Raw genomic sequence first — 14,522 nt, 5'->3', positions numbered from 1 at the left:
CGACCCGTGACGATGTTGGCACATCATGATATCACGGGCGACACAGACGATAAGGACGGAAAAGGCGGTGGCGAGAAGCGATCTTCTCCTATCAATCGTGCGGGCGGGGGCGTCCGGCGATCAGGCTGCGTTGCGATCATCGGTTGAGGCCGCGGTCGCCGACGAACGGACTAAGAACCACAATGTGCTGGCTGACCGGCTTCAGCGCGCCTTGAATACCGTGGCAGTCACATCGCCGGTACGCCCAGTCCCAAGTAGCCATGCCGGGCGCGACACGATCCTTGAAACCGAGCCGCGCCAGCGGCTTGAAGACCTGATTCTTCCGCTACCGGTAAAGCATCAGGTTGGGCAATTAGTTGAGGAGCAGCACCGCGCCGATCTGCTGCGCGCCCACGGCATACAGCCTCGCCATCGCGTGCTGCTGTCCGGCCCCCCCGGCAACGGAAAGACATCAATTGCTGAGGCGATCGCGGAAGCACTCGCCGTCCAGTTCTTCACCGTGCGCTATGACGCGCTGGTTGGGTCTTACCTTGGAGAAACCAACACGCGGCTCGCACGACTGTTCGACTATGCCCGCACCGTGCCGTGTGTGTTGTTCTTCGATGAATTCGATTCGATCGGTAAGGAGCGCGGCGACATCCATGAAACGGGGGAGATCAAGCGTGTCGTTTCCTTTCTGCTGATGCAGATTGATCAGTTGCCCAGCTATGTCGTGACGGTCGCGGCGACCAATCACGCCGAATTACTTGACCGTGCCGTCTGGCGCCGCTTCCAACTGCGCCTGTCGCTGCCCCAGCCATCGCACGATGCGCTGGCGATCTTCCTCGGCCGGCAATTTGCCCTGTGGCCAGACGGTCCGGGGATACCCCCTGAAACCGTGGCAACGAAACTTGGCTCAATAAGCTATGCCGAAGCACTAGAATTTTGCCAGACAATTCGGCGGCAGCATATTCTTTCACTTGGCTCGCGCAGCATTCGCGATATCCTTCGAGAACAGATCGATTTTTGGTCGACACGGGTTAGGATAGACCAAGTAGATGCCGCACGATACGAACAAGCCGTTTCTTCGTCTTAACGATCCCAAAGCTGCTCAACGTCGCCGCGGCGGTGGGGGTGCCGGTGAGAAACGCTCCTTTAGCCAAGCCAACCAGATCGCCGTCCATGGTCCGGTGTTTCACAACCTGCGGAACGTCCTCAACGCCGACAACCCCGCGCTCGCGCTTCATGGCGATCCCAAAGCTCTCGCACCCGAACGTATGCTTGTGCTGGAAGTCACCGACTCCATTCAGAATTTTGCTGGTGCGGTCGCCCGGATAGCCGGCCTGGAATTTGCCGGAGAGGAAGAGCTTGCAGCCGACGAGTTCGACAAAAATCCCGAATTCTACCTGCTCGTTCCTCAACTTGCCGCGCTGCGCGAGATCGTGTCGCTGTGGGAAGGATGGGAAAAGGCCGGCACCGTCCCTCATGGCTATGGCCCGTGGCGCGACCTGTTCCTTCACTTGAAGGCGATCCGCCCCTGGGGACCGGGCGACCGCGTGTCGCCCCAGAACCGCGCTTATTTCAAGGCGGTGGTGGACGGCGCGCCCGACGAATTTCTCGTCCGCGTCGAAATCGAACTTCTCTTCCGTCAGTCGGCGGCGGTCCGCGCCGCGATCGAGAGGACGATCACAGCAGCGATAGCGGCGGCAGGTGGCGCTGTGATCCACCGTGCCGCGCATTCCGCCTTCGCCTATCACGCTGTGCTGGCCGACATTCCCGCTCGTGAAATTCGGCGCATTGCCGCCCTCGATCCCCACTCGCTCGCCGGCGCCGATCCCGTCGCCGCAATCGTCCCGCAAAGCGTGGGTGCACCGATCGACACCGGCGATCACGACGCTATGACCCCGGTGCCGCTCGCCCCAGGTGCAGCGGAACCGATTGCTGCCATCTTCGATGCCGTGCCGCTCCAGGCGCATCCGCTGCTCGCCGGACGGCTCATGGTCGACGACCCAGTCGATCTCGAAGCCAAAGCGGTCGGCGCGCGCGTTCACGGCACCGCCATGGCGTCGCTTGCCGTGCATGGCGACCTCAACGATCCGCCATCGCCGATCAGCCGACGCATCTATTTCCGCCCGGTCATGTATGCGCCTGCCTTCGGCGGCGAACTATTCGACGACGACCGGCTCGTAATCGACGTTATCGTCGAGGCGGTTATGCGGATGCGGGCTGGCGGCGGATCGCAGGTCTTTATCGTCAATCTATCGTTGGGCGATCGGACCCGCCCGTTCGCGGGTAAGATTTCCACCTGGGGCCGTGCGCTCGACCATCTATCTTATAGCTATGGTATCCTATTCTTGGTTAGCGCTGGCAATATCAGCGAACCCATCTCGGTTTCGGGATATGCGAATGAAGCAGCCTTCCACGCCGCACCACCGCATGATCGCAATCAGGCAGTGTTGCGCGCTCTCGACGGCTTGAAGGCCGATCGGCGCCTACTCGCCCCGGCAGACAGCCTCAACGCGCTTTGCATAGGGGCCTGGCATCGCGATGCCGTCGCCGTGCCATTCGGCGGAGTCAGTCCGTTCACGCCTTACTCCGGTCAGGAAATGCCTAATCTGTCCTCGCGGCTGGGGTTGGGCCATAGCCGCAGCACCAAACCAGACATATTGGTCTCGGGCGGTCGCCAGCCAGCGCGCTTCGTTCCGCAGGCGCCGCCGCTGTCCCTGCTCAGTCACCCCAACCCCAGCCGCTTCTGGGGGCTTAAAGTTGCTGCTCCCGATAGTGACGCAGCTACCGGCACGCATTTCACGATCGGCACCAGCGGAGCAAACGCCCTCGCTACCCATACCGCACACCGCATCTTCGACGGGCTTGAAAGCGCCTATCCGCAACTGATCGGACCGATGCCGTTCGCCGAGCGCGCCGTGCTCATCAAGGCCATGCTCGTGCATTGCGCGTCGTGGCGTGATGCTGAACAGTTCATTCGCCCCATCGTTGATCCCCAAGGCACGATGCACCATGAGCATTGGCGCCGCGAGGTCTGCCGCCATCTCGGCTATGGTTTCATGGACCCCGACAATGCTGTCGCCTGTGCCGATGACCGCGCGACCGTATGGGCCACGGGTAGCCTCGGTCCCGAGGGCGCGATTGTCTTCGACGTGCCGGTTCCCGCATCGCTCGGTGCACAGGCGAACTTTCGTGAGGTGCGAGTCACGCTGGCCTGGATGGCGCCGGTCCGGCCTGGGCATCTTGCCTATCGTGCGGTCAAGCTCAAGATTGCGGCGCTAAGACAGGACTCGCTGGATAGTGCCGGCATCGCCACTACCACGGGGCAACCGTCTAATAGCCAGTCTGAGGGTGGCACCATCGTCCATCGCCGCTGGTGCGATGCGAAGATCGGCGATCTTGCCGGCGGCCCCACCATCCCCCTTCAAATTCAACGGGAAAAGGATCAGGGATCGCGGATCGACGAGCCGGTACCCTTCGGCCTCGCCGTCACGATCGAGATGCCCGGCGCAGCCCAGATCTATGCGCAAGTCCGCAACCAGATCCTGCTCCAGCCGCAGGTGCCGATAGCGGTGTGAGCCCTTGATACCGTCTTATATCTTCGTAGCTTGGCGACTTGCGCAGATATAGGCCTCGCCACGTTGATCGTTCCTCGTGCACGGCACGATAACGGAAAACTAGAGCGTTTTCGGTTCGCGCTGCGTCGATAAGGCATAATCGCACACTGAGGTGATGGGCTGATTCACTGAACGCTCTGGGTGAGGAGCGACCGATGGGGCGGCCCTAAAGTCAGGATCTGCGCGAGCGGGTGGTGGCAGTCGCGGCGACGACCTCATGCCGGCAGGCGGAAGCGCGGTCTGGAGCCGGCATCGTCGCCTCGGGCCGCTGGATGGCCGCGCTCCTAGTCAAGGACGGATGGGGTGGCGGGAGCAACTACCGAAGAATCCTCGGTAGTTGAGGCACCGGGGAAAGCCCCGGGCGCCCGTCGCGCGTAGGCAACACGCCGCTCAAGGTCGCGCCACGCGCCCGGATCGCTGCACACAGCCATCATCGGGACGCCCCGCGCCGGACTGCCGCCGCCTCCGGTCGCTCCTGTTCGTCGTGGGCCTCGTCGAACAACCGGATGGCTGTGGTGGCGCGGGCGCCGAAAGCCGTCTGCAACTCCCGGCGCTTGGCCGAGTATGTCGCCGGGTTGTAGTCCTCCAGCAGACGGGCCGCGAGTTCCGGGTTCTGAACCACTTCGTCGCGCAGCCGCGAGATCGAGCCGGCCTGGATCTGCGCCGACTTCCTGCGCAGGTAGGTCGCCAGGAGATCGATGCCCGCGATGGTCGGCGAGAGTTGGCCGCGGTGGACGCTGCGGAGCCGGCTGGAGATCGAAGCCGCCGACAGCGCAGCGTCATAGCCAGCCCGCATGCCCTGCGCCGTCCCCGAGGATCCGGGCCGGCGGGCACGTGTGGCGCTGTTCGCACCGGCGAGCGCGTCGAATACGTCCGTGATGTCCCGGAGCTGCTCCGGCTTGTCGCGGTACAGCACCTCGGCCACGGCCTTGGTTTGCGGGTCGTTCAGGAAGTCGTTGCCGCGCCGTCCGCTGATCTGCTTCGGCTGGTTGACCCCGCCATCGACCGTGGCCCGGTCCTTCAGCGCCTCCCAGAACGCGGTCCGGGCGTGCTCCGGGTTCGTGCCGGCCGTCGCCAGGAGCCGCTCCGCCGCTTCCGCGGGCTTGGCTGCCCCGAGCACCGTGCGCATCGAGCGGACCGTCCCGGCCTCGTCGTAGCGGAGATAGGCGGCCTCGGGCGAACGCCCCGGGGTCGTGAGATCGCGCCGGGTCGCATCGGCCGCGCCGCGGGCCTCTGATGCGGCGCGGCTGGCCTGGCCGCCGGCGGTGATCTCGTCGCGCAAGCCGGGCAGTTGGTCGAGCAAGGTGGCATGCCGGTCGAGGTAGGCGCCGAGCTGGTCCGGCCGGTCGAGCAAGCCGCGGTCCCGGATGTTCGCCAGGAATTGGTCCCGGAGTGCCGGGCGCACACGGGCATCGCCGCCGGCCTCGCTCATGAGCTGCCGGAGATCGGACAGCCGGCCTTCCTCGGACTGCGCGAACCGGGGCGCAACGCCGCTGTCGGGCACATCGTAGACGCCCTGCCGTTCGCCGAGCACCTGCGCGACCGCGTTCTGCGGCCGCTCGAACCGATCGGCGAAGTCCCGCCGGGTCGCGCGCGCCGCGTCGTACTGACCCCGCAGGCCCTCCGGGACCGCCTGGTCGAGGTATTCGTCGAGCGCGGTCACGTGCTGGTCGATGATACGGGCTTCGGCCGGACGGTTGGCTGTGCGCGCGGCGCGCGCGTCGTCCGTCAGGGCCGAGCGCAGTCCCGTCACCTCCCGGAGCGGCTGCCGGCTGTTGCCCGGCGCCGGCTCGCGCGTGATGGGTCGGCCCGAGGCGTCGAGAATGCCGGTATCGACCGGTCCGGCGGCCTCGGCCGGGCCGATCAGCCGATCCGGGATGCTGGCCTCTGCCGGGCGGAAGCGCTGGCGCTCGGCCACGCTCAAGGCCTCGTCGATGCCGCTGAAGCGCTCGGCCAGCGGTGCCACGTCGACGCTTGTAGTCGCCCGGTTGATCGGCTCGTAGGCTTGGCGCACGCCGGCGCGCGCCTCGTCGGCCGCGCGCGCCAGGGCCGCCCGAATGTCGGCGCCGCGGGCCTCGCCGGTCATGGTCGAGGCAAGGCGCTGCGCGTGCTCGTCCAGGGTCCGCTGCGCGATCTCGGCTTGGCTCTCGACCGCCGCGACCCGCCGATCAACGCCGCCCTGCAGGTCGGCGCGGAACTGACCGGACGAACCCGTCGGCGCCAGCTCGGCCATGCGGTCGCCGATGGCTTGCTGGTTCGCAGCGCGCCGGACCGTGTCGAGGCCGGGGTTGGCGGCCGTATGGCCGAACACGTAAGCGGCCAAACCGGGATCGCCGGAGCGGTCCGCGATGTCGGAGCGATAGCCCGGGATGGTCGATTCCGCCGTGGACGGCCGCCGGAGCTGGTCTGCCAGCGGCTGCGCATCGATGGCGCCGCGGTCGATGCCGCCGGCGACCTGCGCCTGGGCATGGCCCGAGTTGGCGATGATCTCGTGAGCGACGCTCTCGCGGGCCACGTCGTCGGCGAAGCGGGTCGAGCCGCGCGCGGCCGAGGCAAGCGAACCGACGGCGCCGAGGATCGGCTTGGCGACGGCCAGAGCGCTGACCCCGGCGGCCGAACCGGCGAGATCCGAGATCGGGTTCACATCGTCGCCGGTGACGGCGCGCGCGGCCTCGTTGGCGATGCCGGCTCCGGTCCCGGCGGCACCAGCGCCGAGGGCCTCACGCGTCAGCATGCCGGACGGGTTCGCGGCGGCGGCCTCCACGGGGCCGTATGCCAGGGCCGCAAGCGGGTTCTCGCTCGTCGCCAGCGCCCGGGCACCCTGAAGGCCGAGACGGCCACCGGCGACAAGCGCGCCGGCTGCAGGAACAGCCGAGGCGCCGACTTCCTGGCCGACGCGGTTCAAAATCCGCTCGGCCAAACCATTGGGCCGGTATTCCTTGGCGCCGGCCGCGCGCGGGCCGGCCTGGATGATGTCGGAGGGCAGGAGCGGGTTGTCGCTGATCGGCCCGAAGGTCGGGACCACCTCGCGGCCCATGATCTTGTTGACCAGACCGCCGTTGATGTTCAGGAGCCGGGGCGCTTGGTTCACCGCATGGACCGGCGCGTCGGCCAGCGTGTTCAAGCCGGACACCACGCCCTGCGCGCCGGCCTTCGCCATGCCGCCGATCGTCGACATGAAGCCGCCGGCCTCGGCCGGGGCCGCGGGAGGCGTCGCACGCGACGTCGGGCCGCCGAACGTGTCGCGCATGGCCTTCGACATCACATCGTCGGACGTGCCCGCCGGAAACTCGACGATGCTACCGTCGGGGGCCTCGACCTCAATGATGCCGGCGGATGGCGGCGTCGCTTTGGCCGGCGGTGTCGACAGGATCTCCCTGATCTCGTCGTCCGTCGCATCGCCCGGAACGCTGATCCGGCGGCCTTCGAAGTCGATGAGGCGGCCGGGCTTGGGCGCCGCTGCAGCCTGCGGCGCATCGGGGAATTCGGCGAAGGGGTCGACGGACTTCGCGGGGGCCTGTGGAGCGTCGGGAAAGGCGTCCCACGGATCGGCGGAACGGGCCGGAGCTGGCGCAAATGCCGGCCGGCCCATGATCCTATCGACGAGGAGACGGTTCAACGCCGGATCGATGGCGGGTCGGGCGTTCAGTTCCATCACGCTGCTCCTTCGTTGCCGAATGCTTCATAGAGGCCCGCCAGCAGGTCTCTTTGGCGAAGGTTGGCGCGTTCCCGGATCTCCTCGACCAAGGTCATGCTGCGCGCATCGTTCCGCAGCAGCGCGGCGTAGGCGAGGAGATCGGGGAGGACGTGCGGATGCCGCTGCGCGCGTGCCGCGTCTGTTTCCGCCCAATAGATGACCAAACCGCGGGCCGCGTTCATGCCGAGCCGGATCTTGCCCCGGTCGTAGCTCGCCGGCAGATGCTCGATCGCGCCGGCCAACGCGTGCGTCATGACGCCGAGCAACTCGTCCCGGTCTTCGCCCGATGGCCGCAAGCCCTTGCGATCATGCACGTGGGACCGGAGGCATCGGAGGACGTGATCAAGTGCCCACGGCGGGTCATCGCCGTCCGCGATCTGTCTCAGGTGCTTACAAAGATCAAAAACCTTGTAGTCGAGCTCTTCCTCTGCGCGGGAGGGCGGTGCCGGCTCGTCGAAGTCCGGATCGTCCGGGCCTTCCTGGAAGAGAGCGTCTGTCGCGGAGCTGGCCATTGGCGATCGGGCTTTCATCCGAAAGGTGATGCCTGACCGTATGAACGCCGCGTGCGCGATAATAGGCGGGATCTATGGGCTGGAATTCGCGCGCATGGCGGCCACTATGACAGTCGGCGCGCCTGGAGAGCCGAGTTTTTCAGCGGCGATATTTTTCTTCGGCGCTCTGACGCCGTTCCAGGAAAGCCGTTGCGACCGGTACCCAGGGGTGGGGTCCGGGTAGCCACCACCGGGGCGGCGGCATCGGTGGTGCCGAGCGATCGACGAGCGCATAATCTGGCACCGCCACGAGGAGTCTGCCCCTATGTGCCTGCCGGCTGACATGCACGCCCGCGTCCTGCGCTCCACTCTCGAAGCGCTCGTCGATACGATCCGCCAAGCTGACCTCACATCCGCGCAGGCTTCTCAGCTCACTGCGATCGTGGAAGACGCGCGGCAGAGCGCAATTGAGTTGGAGGAGACACTACGACCCGGCCCGCCCGCGGTCCGCGCACCGATCCCGCCGAGGCCGTCACGGCGCTTTGTGGGTCACAGCGAACCCGGATCGAACGTCATCGCCCTCCGGGCTGGCTAGGCCATCTCAGGCCGCCCGCTTGGCGATCTTGGCGATAGTAGCGCGGCTGCACCCCGTGGCGATCTGGACCTGAGACCACGACACGCCCTTCGCGAGCATCATGGCGATGTTGGCGTTCCGCGCCACGTCCTCGGGGCGGCCCTTGTAGCGCCCGGCTGCCTTGGCCTTGGCTTGGCCCTGCTCCTGCCGACGACGGCGGTCGTCGTAGTCCTTACGCGCCACCGCAGCGAGCATGTCGAGCAGCATGGCGTTAATGGCCTCGAACATCCGGCCAGTGAACTCGTCGGCGTGCGTGGTGGCCATCATCCAGGATGTCGGAAGGTCGAGGGCGACGACGCTGAGGCTGCGCGTGGCGATCTCGGCCTTCAGCTTCTCCCAATCGCCCGCGGTAAGGCGCGATAGCCGGTCCACCTGTTCAACTAGAAGCACGTCACCTGGGCGGGCATCCTTTAAGAGCCGGAACAGTTCCGGCCGCGCCAGAGTCGAGCCGCTCTCGTTCTCAACGTACCAAGACGCGACCGAGAGACCGCGCTCGGCGGCAAAAGTCTCGATCTGCTCGCGCGCCCGGGTGGCGTCCTGTTCGGTGGTTGAGGCGCGGAGGTAGGCCCGGACGAACATCTGTAGACCTATCGGTTCACTTAGGATGGTTTACATCTGACAGGTCTTTTTTGAACGGTCAAGTCGATTTAGTGAACCAGAGAATGCTAGGTGCAGCTAGGCCATACCCAAACTGAACCAGATCATCTTACGCCACGCCTAGCGCAAAGGATGCCCGCCGTGATCCGCTTCGCATTCTGCCTCGCTTGCTTCCTACTCACTGCATGGTCGCCTGAGGTGCGGGCGCAGGCTCAATCTGGTCCCACTACTGCCGCGTCCCAGATCAGCACTCATGATCCGCGGCCGCATCCTCGACGGCCTCGCCCTGGCCCTCGCCGCGCAAACTGATGAGTGAAGCAGGCCTAGAACGCGAAAGGGGCGCCGGTCAGGGCGCCCCTCCAGTCGTTTGATGATGGCGGGCGCTTATGCCGGGAACAGCACGCGCTTGCATCCGTGGCGCTGCGCCACCTGCATCAACTCCAGGATCAGCGCGCGAGGGCCGATGACCTCGATGAGGCGCCACGTGCCGCCCCCGTGGTCGGTGGCGACATCACACACGGGATGCGAGAGGCCGGCGGCTTCCCCGATGGGGTTCGCTTCGGCCTCGAACGCCGGGAGCTGGTCCTGGTGGATGAGCACCTCAATCGAGGCGTTCAGGCACGGCTCCTCACCGTCCACGACAGGGAAGCAGGGGACCATATAGCTTGGGTAAAAGCCGCCCGCTGCGAGGGGGTGTGTGAAAAGATCAAGCGTGTTCGATTGCGCCGCCAGAGGCGGCACGATGCTCAAGTGCGACATGGTTGGACGTGTCCCATCGAAGCCGTTTTCACGCGGCTGCTGCAGATCCGGAGCTTGAAAAACCGGACACGTCGGCCCTCGCACGCCTTTAGGCTTTCGCCTTGGACATTCGCGTGGAGACCCCGGACCCGCTGGGTTCGTTTATGTGTTCAAGTGTTTTCAAGCACCTTAAGATCGTATATCCGACAATGAATCAAAATGAAACCTGCATAGACTGTCTGCCTCGTCAATAGACAGAATATGCAACTTTGGACAAATTCTATGTTCAAATTCAAACCCGTAAAACCTCTGTGCGAAGTCGATTGGGATTGGCCGTCCGATACTGTTCCGTCGAAACCGACATTCTTTCGACTTGGGCGGGGTAGCAAGATAGGGCGAATGAAAATAGGCCAGCCGGCTTCTTACAAGCAAATAATCCAAATACTATTGATATTATTGGAAGAAAACGTTGACCAAAATGGTCCTGACAAGCGGAAAGCCGAGCGCGGAAACCATCTTCTAACCCAAGAAGAAGCGGCGGATCGCTTGCGGTGCTCTGTCTCGAACGTCAAACGTCTCAGGCTTACCGGAAAGCTGAAATACATACCCGGCAGGCCAACTCTCATCCATGTCGACGATTTGGATGAATTCGAACGCAAGGCCGCTAAATTCAAACTGCAGAATGAAGAAACGATCGCGAGACCTAGCCCTTCGCCAGAGGAGCAGGCCCGCATAGACGCGGCAGCTCGCGCTCGACGGGTCTTGCTCCTGAAAAAGATCGCCGGCCCCATCAAACGCACGCCGCTGACAGATGAGGAAAAGGCGCGCCGAGAGGCCTTCCGCCAGGACCAAAGGAAGAAAAGGCAGCGGGCCGTGCTTCGCCGCGCAGCGAAGGTTCTCAAGAAGCCTAAAACGTCCTGAAGGCAGGTGCTGAGCACCTACCCGAAAACATCCTCCGACAAGGCAGGCGCCTCCTCGCCCTTCAGCCGGGCGATTAGTGCCTCCGTCTCCTGCAGCGTCATCTCGGAAATTGGCTTGTCACGATCGGGCGCAGGCTTGCCGTCGTAGCCGCCGACGTACAGCAGCGCCTTGAGCGCGGAGGCCTTCGCGGTCGCCGGCGCCCGCGTGTCGCGGCAGATCGCTACGGCGGTTTCGTAGGCGAGGAGCGCCCCTTCCGTTTCCATCCGTTCCCGAAGGTGCCGGCGCACCTGTGCCGGAGTCATCTCATGCGTGTGCTGGCTCATCCGAAAATCCCTTCGCTGTATGTCACTGCGATCTGAATCGCCGCCGTGGCTTGCTCTCGCTTGAGCTGCGCGACGAACCCCTCGACCTCGGCGATCTTTGCGGCGTTGGCGCCCGGCGCCACCGGCCGCGCCAGGATCTCGGCAATGGCGTTGTCCTGCGCCGCCCGGTATCGCGCCGCCGACCGTGCGCTGGCCGATCCCGGCTTGTGCGTGCGTCGCCAGCGGTCGTAGCGCTCCCGCTGTTCGGGCGTCATCGCGGCCAAGCGTTTGGCCAGGGCGCGGGTGCGCTTCTGAACGGCGGTCAGCTTGCGATCGAACTTTGGCGTATCGACCGGCGGGAGTTGGACGACGTGCCAGGCCCTGCCCGAGGGCACACGCCCGCCGTGCAGCCTGCACCGTCCGTTGGCCATGGCCGGATTCTGACACGGCTCCCCGTCGGACTTCTTTCTGGCCCCGCATTTCGGTGCAGCTTGGCGCGCCCGGTTGAACTGGATGCAGGCGGCCCGGCCCATCGCCTTGAAGCGGGCCGAGCGGCGCCACGCAATCTGCCGCGCGGATGCCGGCTCGTTTGTCCCAAAGCCGCGCTTCACGTTGCGGCCCCTTCAGTTAAGCCCCGAAGCGGCTGGATCGTCGGCCTTCCAGCATCGAGGCTAGCGGCAGAGTTGCGGATACTGCGGCTTGTGTGCGTGTGAGATACTTTTGAACCCACTCGGATAGCCGGGGGGACAAGGAGATAATTAAAAGAGAGAGGAAAACCATATATAAGTTCGCGCACACGCAAGCCGCAATTTCCGCAATCGCCCCCCGTGGCAAACGTCTCACCAGACCTTTTGTATGTCACGCAGGCCATCATGCCTCCCCGTCCGACAGCGTGTCGGTGTTCATCCTCTTCCGCGCCTTGCTGGCTTCGATGATCTTCTGACGAGCACTGTTGCGGTCCTGGACCTCACGCGCTGCGCGATCCTCGAACCGGATTCGGACCTTCGGATTGATGAGCCAGGAAACCGGACCGTCCGGCCCCCGCTCCGCCACAGCGCACCAGCCGGCGCGTTCCAGCTCGCCCATGATCTCGACGCGGAGCCGGATCTTGGCTCTATCGGCACCGCGCAGTTCCTTCCGAGCCTCGTAAAGATCGCGATGGCTTAGCCGGGATTTGCCCGGCTTGGTCAGGATGTAGCCCGCGATCTTCCGCGCTTCGCTCGTCTCGGCGCGGGTGTCGAAATAATCCTCGTAGAAGCGCAGGCTGTGTCGGAGGACAAAACGTCCTAAAAGTACCGCCTGCTCAGCCGTCTCCTTGTCGACCTTCACCCCGGGCAGCAATCCGTCGAAGTCGTCTACGTGCCGGAGCGCGTGACAGATCAGCGTCAGGCGGAACAGGAGCTTGCCCCATTTGGCAATATGCCCTTGCCACGCCTTCGAGACCCCCGGCAGATCGGACAGCGCCCGAAAGTCGCCCTCCGCCCGGGTCAGCACGGCGTAGGCTTCGGGCGACAGCTCCACGACACCGGACCCCGCCTTCATCACTCCCAGCGTGCGCACGGCTCGCGCATATGCTCCAGCCGCGGCGTGATCCGGCGGCGCATCCAACTCCGGCCGGCGGCGGCCATCGTACAGGATGAAAATGGCGCGCTGCAGAAGCCCGTCCGTCCCGAGATCTCGGGTCAGCTCGCGCAGGACATCGGGTTGCGTCCCCGCCAGGACACCCATCAGGCCGGAGGTTGCATGCCTGTTCCCGCCGCTTACTCGATCCACCGTGATCGATTCGCCGTCAAACATGCGGAGCACCATGCTCCGGTCGACCTGGGCACCCTTTTTGTAGGCCCCAAGCGAGCCAAGCAGCCCGGCGAACTCATCAGGTGCACGCATGAGGCCGCGCGGATTATCCGCGTGTATGCGGATTTGCTGTTCAATGGTGGCGTCATCGACCACGCACCGCCGGATCTTAGGTTCCGGCTCGGTGGCCGCCACACCCCGAGGCCGCTTCTTCGCAGCCCAAGCATCATGAAGCGGCTTGTCGTGCTGGTAGTGTCCGCGATCCATCTTTCTAAGCGGATCCAATGCGGCCGAGATGACGGGGGATTTCACGCTCCCCGGGTCCGCGACGATGATGACCCACAGGGACGCGGGCTCCTCGCGCTTATCGTGCAAGCGTGATCGGATCTTCAGCGAACACCCGATCGCCGCGCCGATGACGCTTAGCGCCGCCATCACGGGGAGGGATAGCGGAACCCCCTTCCGTCGAGCTTCGTCGCGCGCCCACGGGCCGATGATGGGAGGGATAGCCCCGTCCGGCGGGGTGTCGAGCTCGGAAGGGTCCGCGTCGCCGAAGATGTCGATCGGTTCGATATCATCGAAGGTCGACGGCGACGCTTCTCCTGCGGGAGCACTGGCCCTCGCTTCGTCCGCCGCGGCAGCCGCAGCTGCCGCGGCGACCTCATCGAACCATGGCAGCGCCCACGCGTCTGCTTTCTTGAACTTCCCCGTCAAGTCAGCTGCCTCCGCCAGCTCGAACAGCCAAGGGGCGCCGACGGCAAACGGGGCTTTCACGCTCCTGTATGTCTGTTCCGGGTCGTCCTGTGGATCGGGGACGTTGGCTTTCTCGGCCCACTCCACGAAGAGCTCTAAGCCGCGTTCGTAGTCGTTCTGACAGGCGCCCCGCACCGCCGCGGCCATCTTGACGAAGTTCGCGCGGCCGGGCGGCGCGTACACGTTGGGGATCAAGCCTAAGGCGGTTTCGACAGCCTCCGGGTCGCCGATGAGCGCGCCTTGTGGCGTATCGCGCCGCGCTCCCCCCTCCCGATAAATGGCGCCGGCATTGGGCAGCATGCTTCGAAGGGTATCGAGGAGCCCGGCTATTTCCTCTGGGTCGCAAATCGGCAGGTCAGCGAGCGGACGCATGGCACGCGGCCAGCGGTAGGGTTTCAGCGTCCCGGGGTGAATTGCGCTGGCGACGAACTGCTTTCCGTTCCCCAGTATCTCGACCACGCCGCCGTCAAAGCCAATCGACGTGTAGGGAAGCCTGCCGCTGCATCGCACGACATACAGGGCCTTCGGTGCTTCACCGATGCGGGTCGGCGCGTCCTTGAATTGGCCCTCGACCTGCGCACGTATGATGTCGGCACAAGCTTGAACCCTGGTGTCGGCATCGATCGCGTAAAGGTATGTGCCGTCATGCTGCAGCCCGGTCCGAATACCGATGCCGGCAGCCATGGCTTGCCATTCCCGAAGATCGTTTTCCGTTGGTTCGAATGTCGGCCAGCCGGGAAGCGAGAACCAAAGGCCATCGCGGCGAACACCAGGGATCTTCCCGATCTTCTTTCCTGTCTTAGCCAAGGACGACTTAGGCGATATGATCGAACCGGGCGGTATGATCGGGAGAGTGAACAGATACCCGATATCTCGAAGTTTAAGGAATAGGCTGCGCGGGGGCTGAGCGTTCATCGGCCGCCCTCGTCGAAAGGAGAGGCCTTATTGTCGGGCGGCGCTACTGTCGCTATATTGGTGCTGTAGAGCATATCA

The 14,522-nt window shown here is 64.8% G+C and carries 10 protein-coding genes and 1 pseudogene; 4 read left to right on the top strand and 7 right to left on the bottom strand.

What is annotated here, in order from left to right; genetic code table 11:
- Positions 1-67 precede the first annotated feature (67 nt).
- The 3 genes and pseudogenes from ASF57_RS17120 to ASF57_RS26505 all read left to right on the top strand — a co-directional run.
- On the top strand, positions 68-1,075 hold the full coding sequence (locus tag ASF57_RS17120; RefSeq protein ID WP_056486077.1) for an ATP-binding protein: 1,008 nt from the start codon (positions 68-70) through the stop codon (positions 1,073-1,075).
- Positions 1,038-3,563, top strand: coding sequence for a S8 family peptidase (locus ASF57_RS17115; protein WP_082504076.1), 2,526 nt, complete (start codon positions 1,038-1,040; stop codon positions 3,561-3,563). The genes ASF57_RS17120 and ASF57_RS17115 overlap by 38 nt, the downstream gene beginning before the upstream one ends.
- 218 nt (positions 3,564-3,781) lie before the next feature.
- Positions 3,782-3,889, top strand: a pseudogene (locus ASF57_RS26505) (IS630 family transposase); the annotation flags it as partial.
- 143 nt (positions 3,890-4,032) lie between these two features.
- On the opposite strand, the gene ASF57_RS17110 reads toward ASF57_RS26505, so the two are convergent.
- From ASF57_RS17110 to ASF57_RS17085, 4 genes are all read right to left on the bottom strand, one after another.
- Positions 4,033-7,257 (bottom strand): hypothetical protein, encoded by a 3,225-nt coding sequence (locus ASF57_RS17110; protein WP_056485362.1) that lies wholly within the window; start codon positions 7,255-7,257, stop codon positions 4,033-4,035.
- Positions 7,257-7,811, bottom strand: coding sequence for a hypothetical protein (locus tag ASF57_RS17105; protein ID WP_056485360.1), 555 nt, complete (start codon positions 7,809-7,811; stop codon positions 7,257-7,259). Before ASF57_RS17105 ends, ASF57_RS17110 begins: the two co-directional genes overlap by 1 nt.
- 580 nt (positions 7,812-8,391) lie before the next feature.
- Complete coding sequence (locus ASF57_RS17090) at positions 8,392-9,003, bottom strand: recombinase family protein (protein ID WP_056485353.1); 612 nt, start codon at positions 9,001-9,003, stop codon at positions 8,392-8,394.
- Between the two features lie 402 nt (positions 9,004-9,405).
- Positions 9,406-9,780 (bottom strand): hypothetical protein, encoded by a 375-nt coding sequence (locus tag ASF57_RS17085; protein ID WP_056485351.1) that lies wholly within the window; start codon positions 9,778-9,780, stop codon positions 9,406-9,408.
- Between the two features lie 261 nt (positions 9,781-10,041).
- Between ASF57_RS17085 and ASF57_RS25940 the strand changes: the two genes are divergently transcribed.
- Positions 10,042-10,680 carry a helix-turn-helix domain-containing protein gene (locus tag ASF57_RS25940; RefSeq protein ID WP_162241575.1) on the top strand — a complete coding sequence of 213 codons (639 nt, stop codon included), beginning with the start codon at positions 10,042-10,044 and terminating at the stop codon, positions 10,678-10,680.
- 17 nt (positions 10,681-10,697) lie between these two features.
- On the opposite strand, the gene ASF57_RS17075 is transcribed toward ASF57_RS25940, so the two are convergent.
- The 3 genes from ASF57_RS17075 to ASF57_RS17065 form a co-directional block, all read right to left on the bottom strand.
- Positions 10,698-11,003 (bottom strand): hypothetical protein, encoded by a 306-nt coding sequence (locus ASF57_RS17075; protein WP_056485347.1) that lies wholly within the window; start codon positions 11,001-11,003, stop codon positions 10,698-10,700.
- Complete coding sequence (locus ASF57_RS17070) at positions 11,000-11,593, bottom strand: HGGxSTG domain-containing protein (RefSeq protein WP_156376209.1); 594 nt, start codon at positions 11,591-11,593, stop codon at positions 11,000-11,002. The genes ASF57_RS17075 and ASF57_RS17070 overlap by 4 nt, the downstream gene beginning before the upstream one ends.
- 259 nt (positions 11,594-11,852) lie before the next feature.
- Positions 11,853-14,444: a DUF3987 domain-containing protein gene (locus ASF57_RS17065; RefSeq protein ID WP_156376208.1), complete on the bottom strand. Its 2,592-nt coding sequence runs from the start codon at positions 14,442-14,444 to the stop codon at positions 11,853-11,855.
- Positions 14,445-14,522: the final 78 nt, after the last annotated feature.

Origin of the sequence: Methylobacterium sp. Leaf117 (genome assembly GCF_001422985.1) — a bacterium.
Classification (GTDB): Bacteria; Pseudomonadota; Alphaproteobacteria; order Rhizobiales; family Beijerinckiaceae; genus Methylobacterium.
The sequence above is the reverse complement of the archived record's forward strand: the minus strand, read 5'-3'. Positions and strand labels throughout refer to the sequence as shown.

Coding starts and splice junctions, on each gene's coding strand:
- ASF57_RS17115 (WP_082504076.1), top strand. CDS start 1,038: ATGCCGCACGATACGAACAAGCCGTTTCTTCGTCTTAACGATCCCAAA.
- ASF57_RS17110 (WP_056485362.1), bottom strand. CDS start 7,257: ATGGAACTGAACGCCCGACCCGCCATCGATCCGGCGTTGAACCGTCTC.
- ASF57_RS17105 (WP_056485360.1), bottom strand. CDS start 7,811: ATGGCCAGCTCCGCGACAGACGCTCTCTTCCAGGAAGGCCCGGACGAT.
- ASF57_RS17090 (WP_056485353.1), bottom strand. CDS start 9,003: ATGTTCGTCCGGGCCTACCTCCGCGCCTCAACCACCGAACAGGACGCC.
- ASF57_RS17085 (WP_056485351.1), bottom strand. CDS start 9,780: ATGTCGCACTTGAGCATCGTGCCGCCTCTGGCGGCGCAATCGAACACG.
- ASF57_RS25940 (WP_162241575.1), top strand. CDS start 10,042: ATGTTCAAATTCAAACCCGTAAAACCTCTGTGCGAAGTCGATTGGGAT.
- ASF57_RS17075 (WP_056485347.1), bottom strand. CDS start 11,003: ATGAGCCAGCACACGCATGAGATGACTCCGGCACAGGTGCGCCGGCAC.
- ASF57_RS17065 (WP_156376208.1), bottom strand. CDS start 14,444: ATGAACGCTCAGCCCCCGCGCAGCCTATTCCTTAAACTTCGAGATATC.